The sequence below is a fragment of the Sphingobacterium sp. MYb388 genome, from assembly GCF_037479535.1.
Taxonomy (GTDB): Bacteria; Bacteroidota; Bacteroidia; order Sphingobacteriales; family Sphingobacteriaceae; genus Sphingobacterium; species Sphingobacterium anhuiense.
In genome coordinates, this window is the sequence record NZ_JBBGYV010000004.1 from 525074 (window position 1) to 548184 (window position 23111).

Here is a 23111-nt window from a genome sequence, read left to right on the forward strand (position 1 = left end):
AATGCATATACATTTCATGACAATTTCCGTCCAGTATGATGAATTCCAGCTTTTTATATTTAGGTAAAAGCGCTTAGACAAAAGGCTGTTTTCAGCTTCTCAGCATTTAACTATAATATTCAATTTAGTGGTATAATAAACTTAACATTAAAACACTAAATCATGGGACTACAAACTATTGACTCTCAAAAGGGCACCATCAATTTAACCGGATCGATCTTCGATGGTGGAACGGTAAAAATCAATTTCAATTCTTTACCAGGGGCTCACCCTAAAACAATGGGTTACTTTGCTGCCATCTGGCAAGGATCTCAAATCCAAGCGTTAGATCAAGCATTAGATACGCACGAAATTGAAACAGACAATCAAGCAGGCACAACAAATTTCGACAGTTTAACACTGCAAAGGCAAGATTACATCATCGGCTTTGGCGTAAATCATGACGTCGGTACTACAATTTGTGCAACCTTATATGTACCTCAAAATTCGAAACCTTTTGATCCATTAACACCAACTTTAAGCAGTGTTTCGGTTCCAGAGGAAGGAATAGGAACAAATTCATTGATTGCGAGCTACATCACACCTCTGTATAACTCACCTAAAACAAATGGGAACTGGATCGCTTTATTTCAAGGTCCTTTTACCGCAAATTGCTTTACTGGCGCTAATGTAATTGCGAGTGCTAATGCTACCTCTGATAATAGCTCGGGTTCGATATCTATGAATAAGATCCCAAATGGACTTGAACGCTATCAAACCTACACAGTTGTTTATGGGATGAGCTCAAAAGGTGGCTCACCGAACTACAGCGACATCATTAGCTACTATTCTTTCGAAGCATAACGCATGATCAAAGGCCCAAGTATACCTATTTGGGCCAACTTTTAAAAAGAATCATGAAGATTAAAAAGGGCTTATGTTTTACTTTTCTGTTTCTGCAATTCATTACCCTTCAGGTTTTAACTGCAAATGGGCAAAGTACATCAATTCTTGTTCAACAAGATTCTTCGATACAAAGTCAAACTTCGATCAATGGGCATATGGTTACTGGCAAAATTATCACGATAAAATACAATACGATGTCAGGAAACAATCCGCTTAAAAATCAAAACTGGGTCGGTATATGGCAAGGAAGTCAAATTTTATACGACTCGCCGCCTTTGCATAAAGCCTATATTTTAGGGACGACCAGTAGTGGTGATTTTGCTTTCGACTCCTTATCCATACAGAAAAATGAATATATCATTGGTCTTGGAAATGGAAGTAATACCAGCACAGTTTCAGCAACACTTTATTTTAAAGCAGCTGCTGAATTTTTCGAACCAGGACTTTCCTTTTGTACAACATTGGAGGTTTTAGAAAGAGGAGATAATTACTTAGTTGTCAAATTCAATACGCCTCTAGGAAATATTCCTGTTAAAAATAAAAACTGGATCGGAGTATGGAACGGTAAGACTTTTTTAAGTGATTGCAATAACCTGATTAAAATGCAAACTGTCAATTCCACTGTGAGCGAAGATGTTATTGCGATAAACAACCTCGATTTAATCCGGGGAACATGGTACACCATTACTTATGGTACAGGACCTGCTTGGACAGATATTGTTGCCTCTTACACTTTTATAAATCACTAAAATAAAGACCCGATGAGCATTATATTTAAAGCTACTCAAATTCCAGGATTGTACAGTTATGTTACTGCTACAGAATGGCGGGCTTGTTTTTTACCCAAATTAAGTACAGCTCCATCAGTTACACTAGCCGACAGCTTTAATCAACATGCCAGTATTTATATTTTTGCCTTAGAAGCACCAGACTTAAATAACCAATTCATTCAAAAATTATATACCCTTTTAAAAACCAATTACCCTTTCTATCAACAACAAAGCGATCATTGTTTTGTGTGGCTTAACCAGGGAGGAAACCCGGATGTCATAGCACAGTACCAGTTTGCACAAGCCCTTATATTTGACAATTCTTACAGCATAAAGAAAAATCCGGTTACGGCATCGCAACAATTATGGTTTAATAACAGCAACTATTTTGCTGTTGCTCCTTACAGTCAGGTAAGCCTGAATAAATCTCTCGATGGCTTTATTATCCAAAGGATTCCTATATCCGTTCCATATGATTATGGTTTATACCTAACCAATGTTTTGAGTACTATGGCACCTATACCCTTGGGTAGTATAGCACGAAAAAATGCGAACCCCTCTTCAGAAATACCTTTAACTATTTTATTGAACAGTGCTGGCAGTTCAATTCAGTATAGTATTTCCTTTCCCTTGAAATTTGATAAACCACAATATTATCAAATTGAACAAGATTTATATCCTTATAACGGTAAAAATTTATATACCATTATGCCCACTGGTTTAAAGTATTATTTTGGCCCAAAGAACGGTATGACCGAAATGACCTATTTGCTTTTCAACAATACAAATCTGCTCAATTTCACTGCCATATTTCATCCCGGCGCTATCTTCAGTCCAGATTATACAAGTTTTAGATTCGAACCGTCTTCACCCCTATACACAAATATCCCGACAACCTATGGTAAACTCTTAAACGTCGAAAGCACTGCAAATTCTCTTCTTGTCTTTAGCAAATCGCCCGATGATGCCCATACCGGTAAATCAAGATACTACTGGATCATTGCAGGAGACTTTATATTAATGGATGCAGACGCAATGGAGCAGAGCATGATTCAAAACAGGCTACTTTGCGGAATTTCGGGAACTGAAACCATCAGTTTCACTGGGGAAAATAAAATTTATAAAGGTGACATCATTAATTTTAAAAACAATCAGCCAGCATATGCTCCGGTTTTCCCTATTCTTAATGACCAAAATGTAAAAAACGAATCACCGCTTTTAAGCAATGAATTTACCACAGCCTGGTTTTCGTTTAAAAAATCGGAACAAAATAACGCTACTCCTATTTTCTATCATTCGCAACCAGAAGGCGCCGCACTATTTAATCCTGGTGAAACACCGGGTATTTTAGGATATGCAGAAGTCCCATCCTCAAAACTGAACGAACATCAAAACGCATATTTTCCACTAGCCAGTTCTGCAGTCAGTAAACCCTACTTAGGGATGCGTAAAAAAGGTGACTCAGGTTACTACGATCAAGAAACTATCCGTCAATTTGAAATACAGATCTTAAATCCAGCGCGTAAACAAACCATCGCTATTGCCAACCAGACTGTTAAACACCTTCAGAAAAAACGTATACAAGCAACAAGCACCAATAATGTAAATTTAAGTACTACTCCACAAGGATTGTTGGTTAACTTAACTGACGATCAATCTGTTTGGCAGAGTTTAACATTGGCCAATCCAACGGTTTCCACGGATGAAAATGAAATTCTGCAGCCTTTAATGTTTAAAAACATGGATACAGAAGGCAGCAAAACGGGTTTACAGGAAGCCTTTCAAACCAATGAGCAATTTTTAGTGATCAGTAACCCCGTTCCTGATCATATCGATTTCTACAACACCTATTTTCAAAATAAAATTGATATCGCAGCATGGCCCTTTATACTGGATATTACAGGTCAAAATAAATGGACAGATAAAAACGGATTTAACAACATCGTTATTTTTAAATTTTGTAATTATTCCATTGAAGAACGAATTAAAAATCAAAAATTGTGGACAGATCCGTTAAACTTCAATAACCAAGAGAAAATACCTGCACTTACCAAATGGATATTAGCTTATATTAATACCGCAAAACAGGCAGTAGTCAACGATAAAGAAAATAGTCCATTTTACAACTTTGTAAATATAGTCACCGATCCAAACTGGACTGGCATTATCTGTCTCCAGGTTACGATCGATTTAACCAGTTTGCCAAAAGAAATCAAGGCCATCATGGCAGGTATTGATACCTCTAGATTTACAGCTCATCACTTCGGTATAGAAGCTAATCACATTGGTTTAACTGCAGACAACAAACTGGACGCAAACTTTAAAAGTTCGATGTTTGGCCTCATTAATTACGTCAATGAAACTTCCGAATCACGTAATAAACTAAAAATAGACCCTCCAGTTAACTTACCGATTACACCCGGAGACTTCGACTTTAAAGTACTTGAATTACAAGTTATTTTTGACAAGTCGGTCATTAAAGACTTTAAGTCTAAAATTCAGCTTACGCTAAATACACTCTTTAACGAACCTGTCATTTCTGAATCTAATCCAAACAAGGATGCCATCAATCAATATAGCATTGTTATGAAGGGCCTTTACGATAAAAGAAATGGAAACACGGGTTATTCATTTTCCATAACCGATACCAATACGCTTACTTTAAGCAGTGTAGCCATCTCCGATGTAACTTTACTTGCTGTACAGTTGGCAACTGTAGATGAAACAGACACTGCAGATGTTACCTCCAGATTTTACATCAGCGGAAATTTAGCTTTCCAGCAGCTCGACAACTTTGATATGCTTTCCTATACTTCATTACCATGCAGCAATTTAATCTTGGATATGAAGTTTAATCTCAATGTGCTGGGATCAGACCATACCCCGACAAAGACATTTAGTTTTCAACCCGCGGGTATAGTTTTCGGTAAAAACGATGTGAAGACACGTCCAGATAGCCTTGTACCCCATTTTCCACTTGATTTAACTAATCTACTGTACAATAGCCCTGCCACTGCGGCAAAAGATACACCGGCAGTAACACCAGCTTCCTTATCTTATATTCCTGTAGACGCTCCGCTGTCCACCTTACCCCTGTCCAGCACCTGGTATGCACTTAGATTTAATGTCAATTTAGGATCCATGGGTGCATTGACAGCTAAAATTGGCTTTAATGCCGAAATCTTACTCGCCTGGAGCCCTGGTCTAGCAGGTAACTGTGCACAGGTTTTCATAAAAATGCCTTTCAGTGGTAGCAAGGCTGACAAAGGCTTTAGCTTACAAGGTATTTTAAAGTTTGCTGTCGGTTCAATCATGTTTATCAACACAGCAGCTACAGATGGTCAAAAGACACAATATGCCATGGTATTTACACAAATCGGGCTTTCACTAATGGGATTAAAACTACCCAGATCAGGAAATACAATTTTCTATCTTTTTGGTAATCCTGATGGAAGCATTGATGATACAACCAACGGCAATATAGGCTGGTATGGCGCTTATCAAGCAGAAAAAGAAAAAAAAGAAAATTTAAACAATATCATTTCATAACCTTTAAAACTAAAAAAAATGGCTTCTAAAAATTTAACCACAACCGGGACATCAACTTACGCAACCACGTATGGAGGTGCAGTCTATTTAACCTTTGGCGATTCGCAGATTATGCTGACAGCAGCAAATCTTAAAATACCTAGATTTTCCTATGTCTCCGAATCTTTTTATACGGCTGTTAGCTTAGGGCAGATCAAAGATGCGCTGATCCAGATCTTAAATAAATTTAGTGACGAAACAGGCATTTCAGTCGACACAGTTACTACGCAGATTGACAGCTTAAGTAATTTACCTGTATTAAAACAAATCTTAAAGTCAGAACTGGTGATTACAGAGTTTGTGATCCAGCCACCATCATCCGATACGGCAAAAGACGGTCGATACAGTTTTGGTATGGGTTTAAAATTGACCGAGGGCAATACACTTGGGCCCATCACACTCGATGGGGTTTCCTTCAATATTGCATTAACTCAAACCGCTTAAACATGTCTGAAATCTGCACCACCATAACGTTAGAGGGACGCGTCATTCCGCTAGTAGCTAAAACAGCCGAAAAACTGATTTGCTATTATACCGTGCCGTCACTCTCTGCCGATCCTGTTATTTTTTCGGCGGCGGACAAGGCCATTACCAGCGTTGCCGAACAGTTAGGTGAAGCAGGAACATTTATTAATGCGCAGGAATCGTTAAACAGTATTACCAAAACAATTGAAGAGATCATTCCTGCGCTCAAGGTGCTAAAGGCATCTAACCAGATTGCCTTTATGCAGATTATCGAGATCCACCCTATCGACCAAATTTCTTTCCTAATTGCAGTGAAAATAAATAAAGGGGCATCACTTTTAGGAAACATAACTATTGATGGGGTTGGATTTCAAATTAAAGTCACCAGAACAGGCTAATACCATGGCCATACAATAAAACTTATGTCGTATCAAACTGCATATGGCGCCAGCATTTATCTAACATTTGCAGGCAAGCCACTTGTCCTTACCGGAACACTTTCTGATAATGAAACAAATTTCGAAGTGGACATGCCAACATTTACACTAGGCGAACTTATCAATGGTATTATCCATATGGTAAAGCCCAGCTATACCTTAAATTTTGATGCGCCATGGAGTTATATATTGAATGCCGAAATTAAAAACTTTAAACTAAAGCTAAAAGTCCCTTCTAAATCATCTGGCAAACCAATTGAATTTGGAATACAATACGATACAGCTATAAAAATACCAGGATTTGAGATCACCTCACTCAGCATCATGGCCCGCTCTATTCGTGATGTAAATTTTAACATGACAGGTAGTTTGGATTTTTTAGGGATAAAATATAAACTTGATGAATTATTTGGTCAGGATGGTGTTAATTTACTGGATCCACAGGGCATGCCGCAGCCAGCTCCTAAACCAAGTGTCTTTAAACTCAACTTTTTAGGTGCCGGTCAGCACTTAGAACTTGCAGATGCAGCTAAGTACAACCACGTCAATGAGGTTGTCGACCGTCTGCAAGAATTAATGAAGGAACCACCTCCAGGAACCGTTGTACCACCTTTTACGCAGGCTCTACATTTCAACAACAACAGTCAATGGTTATTTGCTATTGACGCTGTTATTATGAATACGGTTGCCTTTAAAATTGTATTTAATGACCCCGTACTCTATGGACTTTACCTCAGTCTTTCGGGCGAAAAAGCAAAAGTATTTGCCGGACTTGAATTTGAAATTTTATACAAGAAAATAACGGACGATATCGGGGTCTTTCAAATAGAATTGAAACTACCCGATAGTATCCGAAATTTAGAATTTGGAGCCGTATCCATCACACTTCCTGTCATTGGTATATGGATATATACCAACGGGAACTTCAAAATTGATCTGGGTTTCCCTTATAATAATGATTTTTCCCGTTCGTTCACCGTTCAAGCATTTCCATTCACAGGAGCTGGCGGCTTTTATTTTGCCGTATTAAACGGATCAACCTCATTAACGGTACCTAAAACAGATTTGGGTACTTTTAATCCTGTCCTTGAATTTGGTATCGGTTTAAATCTGGGTTTGGGTAAAACCTTCAACAAAGGTATTCTTTCCGCAGGCTTAACCCTTGTTTTTTATGGTATTGTAGAAGGTACACTCGGTTGGTTCAAACCTTATTCTCCCGACACTGTCCGTTCCTCAGATACCGATCTGTACTATAAACTGAAAGGGACATTTGGTATTGTGGGCCATATATTTGGTTCCGTAAACTTTGCTATTATATCAGCGACACTTGATATTATTGTATATGCGCAAGCCACCGTGACCATAGAAGCTGCAGAACCTATTTTACTTGCTTTTGAGGCTGGAGTCTCCATTCAGCTAACCGTAAAAATAAACCTAGGCTTTTTCTCCATCAAGATACACTTATCCTTTAGTGCCACTATCAGAGAGCAATTTACCATTGGTTCATCTGGTCCAGCGCAATGGAAGCCAATCTCAGCCCAAGGTTCTTTATACCGCTTAAACCATCATGAAACAACTACTGTTCCTTTGAACTGGAACAGTTTGGTGACGATAGATACTCCACAGCAACTGGATCTATACTTCATTCCTTTCTTTAGTGCTTCCAAACCAGAACAGGTACAAACAACAGTTGGTATTGCATCTCTTTTTGCAGAGAATGATAATCATACACCAATAACAAATTATGTCATTGATGAAAATTCGCTTCATGCCGACAGTACATTAAAACCATTTGACAAACTGTGCATCGGCCTCTTGTCATGGGCTCTCCATGTAGCATCAGCGCAACAACATGACACCTCTTTTTCTGATTTATTGAGCGATAAAATTTCTGCCCTGCAAATCGATCAGATCATTAACAACCTAAATCAACCAATACCAGAATCCGGAAATGCTAATTCATTCAACTATAAACAGCTTATTAATTTTATAAAAGAACTGTACGTGCTTAATCTAATTAAAGCACAGGCAGATCAGGAGCAAACGCTTCCGTTAACGGTTTTTCCAATGATTCCAGAATTGTTGATGACAGATTCAGCACATAATGATGTCGTCAATTTTAACACCTTCAATACGGTCAATGAGCTGTACCTGAATGAAGTGTTAAAATTGGTATCGCAATTTACCGATAGCGACCCTGAAAACAGGATAGCTGTTCAAAGCGAACAGATCGAATCTATGGCTACGCTCATGTTTACAGATTATTTCCAGCTATTGATCAAATCACTTCTTCAATCGGCACAGGAAAACTTAGAAGTTTACAACTACATCTTGCCGAGCGATGCAGAAAACACACTTTACGCCATTGCCAATGAATTTAACGTGAGTGCCTTGGCTATTGTTTTAGCCAATAAAGCAATACCGGGAATTTTAATACCTGGTAAAAACATCCTAATCCCTGGTATTGCATATACATTAGCCGCAGCAGAAACCTTTGCTAGCTTACAGAAGTTATATCCATATACCCACACAGGTACAGACTGGAATACGGAATTCATTACCAACAACCTGAAAACCATGATGTTTCAGACAGGCGCTGGTATGGAGATCAATGGACATGACTACATTATTCTACCGAACGACACGTTCGATTCCATTAAAAAAAGCCATAAATTAACAATAAGTGAGCTGGCCGATGTAATGGAAAATAATAAAACAAAGCTCATACTGGAGACCTTTAGCCTTGTAACGCTGCCACACTTCACCGTTACAATCGACAAAGACAGTACATTCTTGTCATTTGCAACAACTTACAGCTTGGAGCTGGATGTAATTGCAGAAGCAAATCTTAAAGCAAATATTTTGCAAAATGGTGTAAGCTTCTTTATTACCAATGTACAGTCCTTAAGCCTTCAAACTATTCTAAATACTGTTTATCAAAGCAATGGATTCTCAAAAGCAGGTGGAAGCGCAAGCAGATTTGCATTACATGGCCTCCGGTTGCCAGAAGTCATTGATGGCAATCCCGGTTCCGCATTACATGGATTATATGAGCTGACTGGACAACAATTCACGATGCCCGTGATCGACGATCCTACTCAATTTAACTATAGCCTTACACTTAGTAAACCCACAGATCCGCAAATAGCCCTCAACTGGTTAATTTTCAACGGACAAAGCACCGATGTAAACAACATTGAATATGCTTTAATGCAGGAAGAAATAGATAGAATATATGCTTTCCAAACAATTGGCATAACCCCAATAATTACGAAGGGACCATCCCCGATACAATTGTATCAAGATCAAAGTCGCGTATTTGCATTCTCTAACCCGATTGCCTGGAGTTCCTTTGGCCGCACTCCGATCCCATCAATTTGGAATTTTCCATCATCCCTAGCCGGAATTGGAAGCAGTGATCCTATTGTTGACTTAAAACTCGCGATGCAAACTAGACCAGATGCTGCACGTGAAGTTAATGCCTTACCACAAAACAGCTATTTCTATGGTACAATGGTTCCCATAACCATAAAAAAGGTAAGCCAACAGGCTAAAGAAAAAATAAACGAACGCACTTTCGAAGTATTTGGAACAGATGCTAGTGGTATTGAAACCTTAACAACGTTACTCAGAGCTGATCATATCGATACCCTACTGGATTCTGTAAGCATTTTATATGCCTCTAACCCTGATAATGACGAAGCACGAGCACTACGTTCTGATGATTTTAGCAAACTCTTATTGTTGCTCATCAACACGAATCTTTCTACCGAAACCAATCCCGATACCTTAAGATTTGCGGCAAGGTCAGAAAACAATAAAATAAGTAATACGACAGCAATGGATTTAATATCCCGCTTATGGAAATCCTCTTTGGTACGTACTGGCGGATACTATCTGTATTATGATTTAGATGGGGATACATTGCCAGAATCACTCTTTGATAAGAACGGAAATGGGGAAATTTATCTTTTGATTCAGTATAAAAACTTACCAAAAAATCAAGTTACTGCTTATATGAATATGGCAGGGCTCTATCAAACTATTGACACTTCGCAATCGCTTCTTTTTGGTGAGTGGCAAGCTGATCTAAAAACTGCAACACCAGCAGAGTTAAATCAGATGCTTATCAGAAATCAGATTATCAGAAACGCTGTCATTAAACCTGGAAATGTGGGTTTTGAACTGGACAGAGAAAATCCAGATGATTTATTTCATGCTGAAAAAGTCAATTCAGATAACTATGCGTACGACCTGCAGATCCAATATAACTTATTAAATTACGCCATTAATGGTGATGGTAAACACTTTAACAGCTTACAATCTGTCACACCAGTTAGTCCGACTAAAGACCCCAATACAAGCAATAACGATTGGCATTATAGCAAAGCAATGCCTGTCCGTAAATTTTACAACGGAAAAGCTGCATCGGCCTACACCGGACTGGGTGAATCGGTAACGATAGATTTTAATTGGCACGATAATTATGGAAACATCTTTAGTACACCATTGAACCAGGTAAGTTATAAAATTTTATACTTCGATCAGTTAATACCATTTTCAACATGGCCATCATTAACCACTGATTATTATTTCTTTAAAGCCGTAGCCAAAGATTCTGATGCCAATTTTAAATTAACATTCCATTTTACACCTGGCGCTAAGTATAGCTTTAATCCAACAGATCCTGACGTTCAAAATCTTAAGGCAGCCGTAGTCGCGCAGGCAAAAGAAAGTTTAAAAATTTATGCAGGCATCCTCGACCAGGTTATGCAGAACGATGTGAGCATTCATCTTAAAATATCGACAAATCCAGATGAGCTATATCCGCTCGCTCCAGTGCAGCAAGCGTTAAAGGACGGCGTGATTACCTTTATCAATACCACGACCGACTGGATCCAAACGTTTATTGCCGACCCAGATCTGTATAACCAATATCAGGCATCTGGAAATCATAACCCAAAGATTTACAATTATGATTATGTATTTAGCAGCTACATCAATCCTGTAAACCAGCAGGACATATTTGCACTAGCCGTCAATCTGCTCATTTCAAGATCAACGGATTTAATCGACCCTCAATTTATTTACGATAACAACGGCACAGAAGTGTATGCGCCAGGCGTACAACAGGTGATCAATGCCGTTAAACCTAAAGCATCTGATTTCCTTTCACCTAAAGGGACGAATACGGATGACAAATCGTTAGCACTTCGAGATTTTGCCTTAAACTTTGAACAGGCCTTCAGCAACCAGCAGTTTAAACTGGCAGCAACCTATGTCGGAGAGAAAAACAACACGTTAACCAATACACATAACGAAGAATTGTGGGTGGTTAGAATAAAAAATACCAACGATAAAACAACTGGTATCGCTTGTTCGGTTAATTACCATGAAGCAAACTATTATGCACCGCAACCACTGGCAAATTTCCTTTTCAGCTTACAGGATATAGAAATACATGATTTTGATTTCTATACCGGAAGTCAGACCGGAAGCAGCAATCGCAATTTTAGTGGGATCGATTCGGAAGTGTGGGCACAAAACTTTTTACAGAGCATCGAAACCATATTAGGCTCCGATCTGAGTTTACCGATTACGATGATAGACCATTTAAACGGAAGTTCTGACGACCAAGGTATTTTAGCAAAAATATTAAATGCTAAAAAGATTGTTGCTGATGCTATTGGCCTGCAGACTATCCCGATCCTTTTGAATCCAGATCAGCAAGAAAGTGGCTTAGCATTGGCATCTGAAAAAATAAAACAGCAACTGCTCATCAACCTGTACAATGGGTATATGATCAATACCGTGGTGCAGTATCGAGTAGATATGGATACACCATACCCAAATCAGGCACAACAAATAGCGCCAAATTATTATGGTAAACCATTTGTTAATAACCAGGTGGCAGACGATGCAAAAAACTATTCATTCTCTACAGCAAAAATTCCACTTAAAAACTTTGCGGCAGCTCAAGAATCTTCAGCGTCTTACCTGACCTACACTTTTGAAGCTAAAACTCCTTCGCTATCATCGCATATTTCGGTTCCTGTTCAGTACAACATCACGCATGCAGAATTTAATATTCAAAAATTAAAAGAAGGAGCAACCAATTTACCTGACGATTTAGAAAACTACGAATTATCGGAATGGTTAAATTTCATCATTCCTTTCGATGCTGCTTTCAGCACCATGGCTAATACTGACATTCCTGTTCCACTGAGGCAATACCCCGCATTACCAGTTTTTGGAAGCCAGATTATTAATCCTAAAATAGCAGACACTGACCAAGATAAAATTACGATAGAAGATGCCAAATTCAGCAATTTCTCATTCGACTATACATTAGATCAATTTATTGCACAAGACTGTTATAACTTTGAAGTTTACTTTAATGCTGATCCTGAAAAAATAGCAAATTTACAAGATTCTAAAAACCTAAGTGCCAAACAAAAAGCGTTGTTCGCTCAATTGGCCCAGTTCGAAACCGTTTCAAATGATTTTACAGATTATTTTAAAACAAATCTGCCCAATGTAAATAAAGATACGAGCAGCGATGAACTAAAAACATTGACCCAGATGCTCAGCTCCTACAGCGATTTAGTTAACGATGTCGGAGATGCTTGGCTCAACCTGTACACAAAAGATTTGAAAGCCAATTATGCAGCCATCTTGGAGGTTATCAAAGCCGTATTTCAGGTTACAGAATCATCTTCAGATAGTGATCCGACTACAGGTCTTTTCCAGGTTGCTATAAGCAATTGGTCTGTCGTATCGGCTGATAAAGCAATTTCATATGTCTATTTTCCTGAAGTTAGCCTGCCTGAGTGGACAGCAGAATGGTATTACAGCACTCAACTCAATGGCAATGATCCTTTACCTATACCACAGGGTCAAGATCCCGCTCAGTACGAACTGGTTATTTTGAGATATTACAAAATTAATAAAGGTAAAAAGGTGTACTTAAGCTTTACAGAAGGTGTTACGATAAGGTCACGAAGCATCACCTTTAAAGATCTAAGTGTATTGTTGATTCAAAATGCATGGGCCGGCTTATGGATTGAAAGAAACGCAACACTAGGCCAATACCCTACTGCGCCCGAGTTTATTTACGCTACACCGTTAAACAGGTTTAACAATCCAATTATGCCATCGTTGAATCTGAACAATACCTTTAAACTGCAGCCACCTGCTCCTGATCAAAAACAGTTAAAGCACTATCTCTGCCATCTGTTAAGGAAGTTACTGCTTGCTCCGGACCAAAGCAGCGCAGCAGCCAGTTTAAAAATACTCGTACAATATAAATTTACAACAAGCGGGCTGCTTGGTGAAATGCCTTATATCAATTTACCAGTTCTTTTGGTACCACCGACATTATTTACCAAAGCAGATGTTGATGGTAATGGCGAAGCTGTACAGGCATTAAATGAAACCATATTGAAGTGGTTCGCAGACACAAAACCTTTACTGAACTGTGGCGTCATTACCTTTTCAGCATTCTTCTACTCCAACCTCACAGGAACAACAAACAGTTTACCTTTGCTGGTTTTAAATAATCTGGAAATTGATGTCAATAACATTTCCGATATCAAGCAATAATAAGCAAGGTAAGTTAATAAAAAGCCCTTTCTCAAAGTTTATAACTTGAAGAAAGGGCTTTTCTGTTTTTACAGTATCTTTTTACACGTTAGAGCGTATGTTGAAAAAGTTACGCGTTTCCTTTAATACATAATCAACCGAGGTATGTCTGGCGAAATAATCAAAATATTTATAAATATCATTGTGATTGGCACCATAAAATAAAACAACACGGTTAATATCTTGTTGATTTCCAGAACCTACGCATACAGCTAAGTAGCCAGCCACAACCATACTTCTTTGGGCTTTTGACAATTGCATACCAAAATCAATCATATTACCGTTTGAATTCACCGTTGTTAGATTTGATTCACGTACTAGCGGAATATCATCAGGCGCGTTGTATCTTAAGCCCCTTTCAAAAACGACAAGAGTTGGACTTAACGTTGGCGGCGTTGCATTCATCGTAGCCAGGTAGTTTTCTGCCCTTTGCCGATCCGGTTCATCAACGTGCGATTCGCCAAGTAAAACAATTGATGTTGATGTAGCCTGTTGAGCCGCAAAAAGACTTTGTACTTTTGCCGGAGTCGTCCGGGCTGGGTTGTCTGTCACTGTAGCAGGAAGGTCGGCGCCAGTTGGTTTATTCGTCGCCGCATCAACGAGTTCATTTACTGTTTCAAAAACAGCCCTAGTTACCTGCTTATCTGTTCCTGCCTCACCAGGATTAACGACATTGTTGTTAAATAGCGCCTTTGCATAGGTGCCTTGTACGATTAATTTCATAGTTTGAATAAGTAAAATGGTTTATAAAAATTTAATGAAATCAAATTTACTTACCTGTAGTCAAAGCCACTTGTGGGTTTTCACTGTTTTTAAAAAGCTATAAACAGTGTTTAAATCACCCGTAAAAACTTTTAAATTTTAAAAAAAGCCTTTTAATTAATTATTTTCAACAATAAAATTAAATAATTATAATTTGATTAACTAAAAATTTATTTTGATATTTACTTACATAAAAAACCTTTTATGAACCTCAGAACTAAATCTATTACTTTGGCCCTAGCAGCTCTCTGTCTAGCTGCATGCCAGAACAAAACCGTTAACGTTTCAAATGATAACGACTTTAAAGATAATTTGGACACCCTTAGCTTACAGGTCGCTGAAAATTATGTCCGAAACTACGCTAAACGTGCTGGTACGGTTGACTCAGTCTTTACTGAAGAAGGTATTTCTAAAATCAAGAAACTACCGGATACCCGCGCCGTATGGTTTAGTGTTGCGAGATTAAAAGCTTTAGTTGAAAAAATAGAAGCCGAAGGCGGTGATGGAATTCGTTTTTACTTTGCAACTTATGACAGTACTTACAATGCTAAAAGCAAGGAACATCAACCACCTCGACCTTACTGGAACCACAATACGTTAATTATGGTTTCGACCAAAGACAGTTTGAAAAGATACCATCGGGATTATTACAATGATAGAAAAGTTGGCGCAAATAACGGTATAAACGGTTTTATCATTGGCACTGTGCCTGAAAACCGTGGAGAGATGTGCCCACCTCCAGCAAATTGCAAGGATGTTGGAGCATTACTAATACATTAATAAGCCATAACCAACTCCCCAAAAAAATGATTAAAAATAACCGATGAGCATTTATTTGACAGTAAATACAATCGCGGAACTCATTTGCCTCCTTATTGGTTGTTTTTGTCTGTATAACGACAAAGAACCAATATGGAGGTTCTTTATTTTGTATTTAGTACTCATATGTCTTACCGAGATTTTCGCAATCCATATGCGCAAAGTATGGGAAATGTCCAATCTACCCCTCTACAACATTTTTCTAATAATAGAGTGTTTCAGCATTAGTGTCTTCTTTTACAACTTATTTAAAAAATATACGGACAGAAGTAAATGGCTTATGACCTGGTTATCTCTTTTCATCATCCTTTACAGCGCAGAACTCTTCAGCAATCAATTTTCTAATTTTGCTTTTAAAACTGCAGCTGCTATTTCCTTTGTATTTGTACTGGCAAGTTTATACTATTACTATCTATTATTACGGGATGAAAAGTATGAAAAATTAGACTCCTATGCACCTTTTTGGTGGGTAAACGGAACGCTTATTTTCTATTTTGGCAGCACGGCACTTAATATCTTCTTTGACTACCTGATCAGGGATCAATTATCACAATTTCAGCACTCTATTCGGTATATTATTTTCAACGTACTTAATATAACTTTATACTGTTGCTGGTCATACGCTTTTATATGCAGATATCATCAAAGGAAATCCTCGTCTTAATCAGTATAATAACGGTTATTTTCTTAACGATCCCGTTATTTCTGATTGCTTATATCAGGCTTTACAACGAGCGGAAGAATAAACATGCGGAAGAAAAAAGAAACTTGAAAAGCGCGTTCGAAAACGAACTTCTAAAATCTCAAATAGAAGTTCAGGAACAAACTTTAAAAACCATAGCTTACGATTTACACGACAATATTGGTCAAATTTTGGGCTTAACTGTCATTACGTTAAGCTCCATTGATCTAGAAAATAGAGAAAAGGCTGCAGAGAAGATCAGTACTGCCGAGGAATTAACGAAAAGATCCATAAAAGCCATTAGGTCAATTTCGCGATTATTACATGGTGAAGAATTGTTAAGCCGCGGATTAACCGGGGCTATTGCATTTGAGTTAGAATGGCTGGAAAAATCAGACCTTTTTACAATTACCTATCTAAACGACGCAAAAGACCTAAAAGCGCAACCAGAAAAGGAAACCATTATCTTCCGGCTTTTTCAGGAAATTCTAAATAATATCCTCAAGCACGCCCAAGCCACACAAATTACCATTAGTTTAGAATTATCGAACAACGTTTTAACATTATCCCTAGAAGACAATGGTATTGGCTTTGAAGTAAATCAACAATATGAAGGCATGGGTTTGCAGAACATCCAGAAAAGAGCAGCAATGATTAACGGGAATGCCCTATTTAGTTCTAAACCTGGATCAGGTACCAAAATCGTTATTACTATACCTTATTAATATCTTATCTATTTTATTATGACTGCCGATAAAATCATATCAATCGCAATTATTGACGACCATACCCTCTTCCGTCAGGGCATGATCAGCCTGCTTTCTGAATTTAAAGAGATCCAGATTGTTTTTAATGCCTCCAACGGTAAAGAGATGAAAGATAAAATTGTATGCAATCCAATTCCAGAAGTTATTTTGATGGATATCAACATGCCTGTCATGGATGGTTACGAATCAACCAGCTGGCTGAAGGCAAACTATCCTCAAATCAAAGTGCTCGCTTTAAGCATGTTTGATGAAGATAAATCAATTATCAAAATGCTTAAAAACGGCGCAGGAGGATATTTGCTTAAAGAATCTAAAACAAGTGAGGTTGTAGCGGCGATAAAAACAATTAACGACCATGGTTATTTCCTTAACGATCTTGTTTCTGGGAGATTATTAAGAAATATTCAGGACAACAAATCCGGTCAAAATATTTTAGCGGATTTGAGTGCGAATGAAATTAAATTTTTACAGCTTTGCTGTTCAGAAGATACCTATAAAGAAATAGCTGATCAAATGAATTTAAGCCCACATACGATTGATAATTACAGACAAAATCTGTTTCAAAAATTTGAAATAAAATCAAGAACCGGACTGGTGCTGTTTGCTTTAAAAAACGAGTTGTTTGTTTTATAAAACTGTAATCCGATAAAAAATAAGCCATCTCATAATCAAGATGGCTTATTAAATTTTTATTCCCATCTGTTAATAGGGAAATTAGAAAGATCTTAAGTAGTCTATTAAAAACAGACAAAAATATACATTACCAATTACTGATCGTATTCGATTTATCAATAATCTGTTTTAAGAGCGTATTAAGATGAGCATTCTCTGGTGAGCTTGCTGCAATTAAAAAGCTTCAATGCATCTGACAAGGATCTCAAATTCAAGGGCTAAGTACTGCATTAGAAAAATAAGCGACGACCCGATCAATGCGTTCAGAAAGTCAAATTATAACCACTGATAACTAACTTATTACTTATTATTAATTTTTTAGGATGTAGTCCTTACCTTTTTCTTTAAACCAATTATTTAGCTTTTCAATTCTACTTTTATTGAAGTCCATAAACCTATAGTCAAGTGATGTCAAAGTATCCATTGCTGTTAAAAAGTAAAATTGCTCTGCTTTTAGTTTCGTGTTAATTTCTTTCAGTAATAACTCTTCTAACATGGGCAAGGTTTGCAGAATTTCGGGATTCTCCCAAACTTTCATACAATCAAATTCCAATTTTTTCAACTTTGTGAGTTTAGCTAAGCTTGGTAAGGTCTCTACTCTTGTAGCACCAAGTCTTAAAGACTGTAAGTTGTGAAAGTCTGCCAAAAAATCAACATTTTCTAACATTTTTATCGAAGTAATGCTCAGGTTGATCAGGGTCTCCTTATTAATTTGGTTAAAATCACTTGACGTTATACAATTATCAATACTCAAATGCATAATATTATTCAAAGTTTTGAAAAAACTAAACGAATTAATTGTAGTAGATAAATGCAGATTAGTCAATTTACTACAACTTGACAAAGGTTCTAAATCCATAAATTGTCCTGTCAAACTAATATTGGTCAGGTGACTTAATTTTTCAATAAAGGAAAGATCAAGCTTTTTTTTAGGTTCAAGTCGTAAACTTGTCAGTTGCTTCATTTCTGCAACTTCTTGTAAAGAAGTATTATTAAAACCATTGAAATAAAGCTTTTTGACATTACCCATTTTTGTCAATAATGACAATTCTTCATTTGTTATGATGCGATTATCAGCAACACTCCAAACATGAAGAATTAAATCTGGTCTTACCTTAAAAACGATGTCATTTAGATCTTTTAATACTGATAATTCTTCCGCTCCAAAAGCAAATGTTACAGAAGCATTAGGTCGCAATATTTGAATTGCATCATTCATTTTAACGTTTGTCCAAGGAACTCCGTTCATGGAATGAATCCATTTTTCTGCCATAACTTATCCTAACTAAAACCTATTTTAAACACTTATTACCAATTGTTGATCGTATTCGATTTATCAATAATCTGTTTTACGATTGCATTAAGATGAGTATTCAATCCATTGGTGGCATCTTCTAAAATCAATTTGCCATTTTGGTCATAAATCGCCACTCTATCCTTCTTGCCTTTAACAAGATTTAGCGTCGTCCAGCCACTATTGCCATAGCCTCTTCCAGCTCTGAAAGTTCCTTCGTACCATCTTTTAAGTTCAAAAGTAGGACTGTTGACTCTGATTTTACCATCTTTAAAAAGAAAGGACAAGGTATACGACAGGTCATATTTATAATTCGTTTTTCCAAAACCACCACTGCTATGTTTTACAGGTATGGCTTTTTCTTCATATGCTGTCAAGGTAATACTTTCACCCTCTAGGACACTGAGACCTTTTTGAGGATTGCTGTACAGCGAATTAATGGCATTGAGTACGTTCTTGTACAAATCTGCCTGTTTTACGTTGGGAACATCTACGATCGCAAAATCTTTATTGTCGTTGGAAACAAAACCGTTGGCTGTTAGCTTAAAATATTGCGCAAAACTCAGCTGTGTAACCAGCAGAAGTATCACCATACCTAGCATTTTCTTCATATTCATCATTTTGAAAATTTTCAATTCTACCTTTGTTGCTGGATTCACGATTTAAATCATGAATGATCCAATTTGGATCAACAAAAATATAATTATTTGTCAAATGGCAAAAAATAAGTTTTTAGAGATACGTGATTTTCAGAAGGCCACTTCTTTATTTTATGGTAATTTACCAATTATTGATCGTTCCGGATTTATCAATAATTTGCTTTAGAAGCGCATTGAAATGATTGTTTAAACCATCATAAGCATCTTCAAATCTGACTTTTCCATTATCTTCAAAAAGATATAATTTCGATTTTCCGACTTTTTTCAGGCTTAACGTAACCCATTCATCCCCACTCCAACCGCTAGCCCCTTTGTAAGACCCTTCGACATATCGTCTCGCTTCAAAAGCAGGACTGTTGATCCGAATCTTGCCATCTTTAAAAAGAAAAGTCAGTGTATACGATAAATCATATTTACGAAGAGTTTTTCCCAGCCCATTAGAAAGTTTTATCGGTAAAACTTCCTCCTCATAGGCTGCTATACTAATACTTTCACCCTCAACGACACTAAGCCCTTTTTGAGGATTTCTGTATATGGTATTAATCGCATTGAGAACATTTTTATACAAATCCATTTGCTTTACATTTGGGACTTCCACCACCGTATAATCACTGTTGTCGTTGGATACAAAACCCTTAGGCGTTAGTTTAAAATATTGAGCAAAACTCATCTGGGTGACCAGTAAAAGCATGACAATACCTAGCATTTTTTTCATATTCATAATTTTTAATAATTTTATTAAGCTACTTTTTCTTGGATCAATGATTGTTCCACTTTACTAAATTAGTCCCTTTTTTGTTTTAAAATTTACGTAAATAGACTGGAGACCAATTTTGATTGCAGTTTTGAGTATTTCAGTTGCATTTGGATACAAGAAACACGAAGTGCTTTGGTGGTTTTAGGCGCTTCATTAATCGGTTATTTATTGACACGAATAGGACTACAAACACGACAGAAAATAAGGGCGAACATACAACAGCCGTTTGGCAAAATAAAACAATAAAAAACGAAAACACGTTAGCTAACAAGGTATTGCCAAAAGAGGGGCTGAAGGAAATCAATTAAACTTTTTAACTATATTTGAATAGGTATTTCTATTAAATGGCGATGTTAAAAATCCCCGTAGCAACTTTATGATTCGCCAACAGCTAAATATAAACAAAATGTCAAAATCAGTCCTAACCATAACATTAAACCCCTGCATTGATAAAAGCAGTACGGTTAAAGGGCTTGTACCCGAAAAGAAACTGCGTTGTGAAGCTCCAAAATATGAACCCGGTGGCGGAGGTATTAATGTATCACGCGCATTAAAAAGATTAGGGATAGCATCAACTACAATTCTTACATCGGGAGGCAGGACAGGGAAACTTCTTGAAGAGCTTTTGCAAAAGGAAGAGCTTGATATTTTGCCTTTGCCGGTTAGAAATGAAACAAGAGAAAACTTTATTGTTGTAGATACTTTAAATAATCAACAATTCAGGTTCGGTTTTCCGGGGCAACCTATATCTGAGGAAGAACAAATCAATATTTTAAGAACTATTGAAAGCATAAGTGCTTTTCCCGAAATAACAATTATAAGCGGCAGCTTACCTGAACAAGTTAAACCGGAATTTATAAAGGACATTATTCAGATATGTAAGCACAAAAACAGCAAAGTCATTGTAGACACCTCTGGTAAAGCATTGGAAATAGCTGTGAACGAGGGTGTTTTTCTTGTGAAGCCGAATATTGGAGAGTTAGCAGCTCTTTCAGGAAAAAGCGAATTGACCGAGACTACAATGGATGAAGCCGCTAAAAATTTGATACAAAACGGTAAAGCGGAAATAATTGTTGTTTCTTTAGGTGCTAAAGGTGCTGTACTGTATTCTGAAAAAGGAAAGATACAACAAGCCGCTCCCCTTGTAAAAGTCAGGAGCACTGTCGGAGCAGGAGATAGTATGGTCGCAGGTATGGTTTCTGTTATGGTAAATGAGGGAAATGCGGAAGAAATATTGCGTATGGGCATTGCTTGTGGTACAGCGACCACAATGGCAGAAGGAACTGGGCTTTTTTTGAAGGAAGACGTAGATAATTTATACCAATATCTCCTCCAAAAGCATAAGGGCAATGGTAAATAATCAACCGGTTTAGATGTGAAAAATATGGTAAGATTACTCAAATAAAAAAGTCTTGCAGCATTTATGTGAATATCATCCGTGAAAACTTTATCATTAAAAAACCTTTTACATGATTGTAAACGTTTTTTTAAAGTACCGTCCATATGTCTTATTAAACTGCTATAACCCCAGTGAATCTTTGATCTGTTTGTTAGATTCTCTTAAAATTGAATCCACGTTTGTATAATTGTTTTCTTTGAAAAATTTATTATTATTGATCAAATCTTTTTGGATTAATTCATAATATTCAACAGGAATTCCTTTAGCTACAAATTCTTTTTCATTTAAGTTGAACACCATTTTGTTGTCTTTTACAGCAAGATTTTCATAAAGCACAATTGAAAGCTTTTTTAGCAAAGCATTTTGTTCTGGAGTTCGTAGACTATCAGGTGTCTGCTGCGCATAATGATAATCAGGTCTAAAATAGGGCTCTTCCTCCTTAGTTTTCGTTACTTTTTTATTTTCTACTGTTCTATTACTATTCTGGCAAGAGAATAATATTAAAATTATAAATGGAATAAAAATAAGCTTTTTCATACTAACAAGATAACCATTTTTATGTTGTTGCCTTCCAATTTGCTTTACCTCCATTAGAATCAGTAGTTTGAAAGGTAAGACTAACAGAGATATTGGAAGCATCAAGACCTACATCTATTGAAGTCCATGATACATGGCTTCCTTACATATTTATGAATTGACTTTCCGAATAACAGGTTGGAATACTCCCGAACTTTCCATTTTGAGACTTTAAGATACTTAGCAACATTATCCATAACATCCGCGGAATCACTTTTAATGCACCACTATACAACTGAGCATATTGTTACTTATGCAAAAAACGCATTAAATAATCGTAAAATAGCATTTTTTTGCATTAATACATTTGATACTTTTACACTTAGAAAGAGGATAAGGTATATTTAGAATTAGATAATAACTAAACTTAAAATCACATCTATTGTATTTAGAAGCATGATATATGAATTATCCCATAGATCATTGAAATACAAAAAAACTTCAATTCAACTTTAAAAATATGAATGCAAACCATCCAGAAATAAAAATACGCAAGGCAGTTGCTGCCGACAGTGAAAAGCTGTGGCTTCTGATGAAAGAATTGGCAGTCTTTGAAAATTACATCGAATCATTTGCGATTACACCAGATATCGTTTTAGAAAGTGGCTTTAAAAAAAGTCCTCCTGACTTTTACGCTATCGTTGCTGTAGATGGGGATTTACTCGTAGGTATGCTGGTATATTACTTTCTTCCGTATACGGCACAGAACAGACCGTCGATCTATTTAAAAGAACTATTTGTGGATACCAATTACAGAGGTCAAAAAATCGGAGAACAGTTAATGAACGTATTACGTATCGAAGCTGAGCATAACAACTGTGCACAAATAAAATGGACCGTAGCACCTTGGAACGAATCTGGAAAAAAATTCTACGAACGGCTGGGTGCAAATGAGAATACAGAATGGTTAAACTATGAGTGGAACATTTCAAAATAAA

16 protein-coding genes are annotated in these 23111 nt (G+C 36.9%); 11 read left to right on the forward strand and 5 right to left on the reverse strand.

Annotation, left to right across the window (positions count from 1 at the left end):
* Nucleotides 1-162 precede the first annotated feature (162 nt).
* Genes WH188_RS16025 through WH188_RS16050 form a run of 6 tightly spaced genes read left to right on the forward strand, consistent with a single transcriptional unit; the run spans nt 163 to nt 13747 of the window.
* Entirely contained in the window at nt 163-843 is a 681-nt protein-coding gene (locus WH188_RS16025; protein ID WP_168126735.1) for a hypothetical protein, read from the forward strand.
* Nucleotides 844-896: 53 nt separating this feature from the next.
* The gene (locus WH188_RS16030; RefSeq protein ID WP_339424342.1) at nt 897-1634 is read left to right on the forward strand and encodes a hypothetical protein; all 738 of its coding nucleotides are present in this window, start codon (nt 897-899) and stop codon (nt 1632-1634) included.
* Nucleotides 1635-1646: 12 nt separating this feature from the next.
* The gene (locus WH188_RS16035; protein ID WP_339424343.1) at nt 1647-5204 is read left to right on the forward strand and encodes a hypothetical protein; all 3558 of its coding nucleotides are present in this window, start codon (nt 1647-1649) and stop codon (nt 5202-5204) included.
* An 18-nt stretch (nt 5205-5222) separates the two neighbouring features.
* A complete protein-coding gene (locus WH188_RS16040) occupies nt 5223-5687 on the forward strand; it encodes a hypothetical protein (protein ID WP_132768631.1) in 465 nt (154 codons plus the stop codon).
* A gap of 2 nt (nt 5688-5689) precedes the next feature.
* The gene (locus WH188_RS16045) at nt 5690-6106 is read left to right on the forward strand and encodes a hypothetical protein (protein ID WP_132768633.1); all 417 of its coding nucleotides are present in this window, start codon (nt 5690-5692) and stop codon (nt 6104-6106) included.
* A gap of 24 nt (nt 6107-6130) precedes the next feature.
* A complete protein-coding gene (locus tag WH188_RS16050; protein ID WP_339424344.1) occupies nt 6131-13747 on the forward strand; it encodes a LysM peptidoglycan-binding domain-containing protein in 7617 nt (2538 codons plus the stop codon).
* 81 nt (nt 13748-13828) lie between these two features.
* On the opposite strand, the gene WH188_RS16055 is transcribed toward WH188_RS16050, so the two are convergent.
* On the reverse strand, nt 13829-14509 hold the full coding sequence (locus tag WH188_RS16055) for a hypothetical protein (protein WP_339424345.1): 681 nt from the start codon (nt 14507-14509) through the stop codon (nt 13829-13831).
* Nucleotides 14510-14752: 243 nt separating this feature from the next.
* Here WH188_RS16055 and WH188_RS16060 point away from each other — a divergent pair, with 243 nt between their 5' ends.
* From WH188_RS16060 to WH188_RS16070, 3 genes are all read left to right on the forward strand, one after another.
* The gene (locus WH188_RS16060) at nt 14753-15328 is read left to right on the forward strand and encodes a hypothetical protein (protein ID WP_168126742.1); all 576 of its coding nucleotides are present in this window, start codon (nt 14753-14755) and stop codon (nt 15326-15328) included.
* A gap of 669 nt (nt 15329-15997) precedes the next feature.
* The gene (locus WH188_RS16065; RefSeq protein WP_168126743.1) at nt 15998-16774 is read left to right on the forward strand and encodes a sensor histidine kinase; all 777 of its coding nucleotides are present in this window, start codon (nt 15998-16000) and stop codon (nt 16772-16774) included.
* A gap of 18 nt (nt 16775-16792) precedes the next feature.
* Nucleotides 16793-17449: a response regulator transcription factor gene (locus WH188_RS16070; protein WP_132768642.1), complete on the forward strand. Its 657-nt coding sequence runs from the start codon at nt 16793-16795 to the stop codon at nt 17447-17449.
* A 349-nt stretch (nt 17450-17798) separates the two neighbouring features.
* Here WH188_RS16070 and WH188_RS16075 read toward each other — a convergent pair whose 3' ends face one another.
* The 3 genes from WH188_RS16075 to WH188_RS16085 all read right to left on the reverse strand — a co-directional run bounded on the left by WH188_RS16075 (nt 17799) and on the right by WH188_RS16085 (nt 20156).
* Nucleotides 17799-18761 (reverse strand): hypothetical protein, encoded by a 963-nt coding sequence (locus WH188_RS16075; RefSeq protein WP_339424346.1) that lies wholly within the window; start codon nt 18759-18761, stop codon nt 17799-17801.
* 35 nt (nt 18762-18796) lie between these two features.
* A complete protein-coding gene (locus WH188_RS16080) occupies nt 18797-19393 on the reverse strand; it encodes a hypothetical protein (RefSeq protein WP_339424347.1) in 597 nt (198 codons plus the stop codon).
* 169 nt (nt 19394-19562) lie between these two features.
* Nucleotides 19563-20156: a DUF4468 domain-containing protein gene (locus WH188_RS16085; protein ID WP_339424348.1), complete on the reverse strand. Its 594-nt coding sequence runs from the start codon at nt 20154-20156 to the stop codon at nt 19563-19565.
* Nucleotides 20157-20604: 448 nt separating this feature from the next.
* On the opposite strand from WH188_RS16085, the gene WH188_RS16090 reads away from it, so the two are divergent.
* On the forward strand, nt 20605-21558 hold the full coding sequence (locus WH188_RS16090; RefSeq protein ID WP_339424349.1) for a 1-phosphofructokinase family hexose kinase: 954 nt from the start codon (nt 20605-20607) through the stop codon (nt 21556-21558).
* Between the two features lie 159 nt (nt 21559-21717).
* Here the strand turns inward: WH188_RS16090 and WH188_RS16095 are convergent, their stop codons facing one another.
* The gene (locus WH188_RS16095; protein WP_132768650.1) at nt 21718-22188 is read right to left on the reverse strand and encodes a hypothetical protein; all 471 of its coding nucleotides are present in this window, start codon (nt 22186-22188) and stop codon (nt 21718-21720) included.
* A 445-nt stretch (nt 22189-22633) separates the two neighbouring features.
* On the opposite strand from WH188_RS16095, the gene WH188_RS16100 reads away from it, so the two are divergent.
* A complete protein-coding gene (locus WH188_RS16100) occupies nt 22634-23110 on the forward strand; it encodes a GNAT family N-acetyltransferase (RefSeq protein WP_339424350.1) in 477 nt (158 codons plus the stop codon).
* Nucleotide 23111 lies beyond the last annotated feature (1 nt).

Excerpts from the sequence above, each read along its gene's own strand:
- WH188_RS16025 (WP_168126735.1), top strand. The coding sequence starts at position 163 with ATGGGACTACAAACTATTGACTCTCAAAAGGGCACCATCAATTTAACC.
- WH188_RS16030 (WP_339424342.1), top strand. The coding sequence starts at position 897 with ATGAAGATTAAAAAGGGCTTATGTTTTACTTTTCTGTTTCTGCAATTC.
- WH188_RS16035 (WP_339424343.1), top strand. The coding sequence starts at position 1,647 with ATGAGCATTATATTTAAAGCTACTCAAATTCCAGGATTGTACAGTTAT.
- WH188_RS16040 (WP_132768631.1), top strand. The coding sequence starts at position 5,223 with ATGGCTTCTAAAAATTTAACCACAACCGGGACATCAACTTACGCAACC.
- WH188_RS16045 (WP_132768633.1), top strand. The coding sequence starts at position 5,690 with ATGTCTGAAATCTGCACCACCATAACGTTAGAGGGACGCGTCATTCCG.
- WH188_RS16050 (WP_339424344.1), top strand. The coding sequence starts at position 6,131 with ATGTCGTATCAAACTGCATATGGCGCCAGCATTTATCTAACATTTGCA.
- WH188_RS16055 (WP_339424345.1), bottom strand. The coding sequence starts at position 14,509 with ATGAAATTAATCGTACAAGGCACCTATGCAAAGGCGCTATTTAACAAC.
- WH188_RS16060 (WP_168126742.1), top strand. The coding sequence starts at position 14,753 with ATGAACCTCAGAACTAAATCTATTACTTTGGCCCTAGCAGCTCTCTGT.
- WH188_RS16065 (WP_168126743.1), top strand. The coding sequence starts at position 15,998 with ATGCAGATATCATCAAAGGAAATCCTCGTCTTAATCAGTATAATAACG.
- WH188_RS16070 (WP_132768642.1), top strand. The coding sequence starts at position 16,793 with ATGACTGCCGATAAAATCATATCAATCGCAATTATTGACGACCATACC.
- WH188_RS16075 (WP_339424346.1), bottom strand. The coding sequence starts at position 18,761 with ATGGCAGAAAAATGGATTCATTCCATGAACGGAGTTCCTTGGACAAAC.
- WH188_RS16080 (WP_339424347.1), bottom strand. The coding sequence starts at position 19,393 with ATGAAGAAAATGCTAGGTATGGTGATACTTCTGCTGGTTACACAGCTG.
- WH188_RS16085 (WP_339424348.1), bottom strand. The coding sequence starts at position 20,156 with ATGAAAAAAATGCTAGGTATTGTCATGCTTTTACTGGTCACCCAGATG.
- WH188_RS16090 (WP_339424349.1), top strand. The coding sequence starts at position 20,605 with ATGTCAAAATCAGTCCTAACCATAACATTAAACCCCTGCATTGATAAA.
- WH188_RS16095 (WP_132768650.1), bottom strand. The coding sequence starts at position 22,188 with ATGGAGGTAAAGCAAATTGGAAGGCAACAACATAAAAATGGTTATCTT.
- WH188_RS16100 (WP_339424350.1), top strand. The coding sequence starts at position 22,634 with ATGAATGCAAACCATCCAGAAATAAAAATACGCAAGGCAGTTGCTGCC.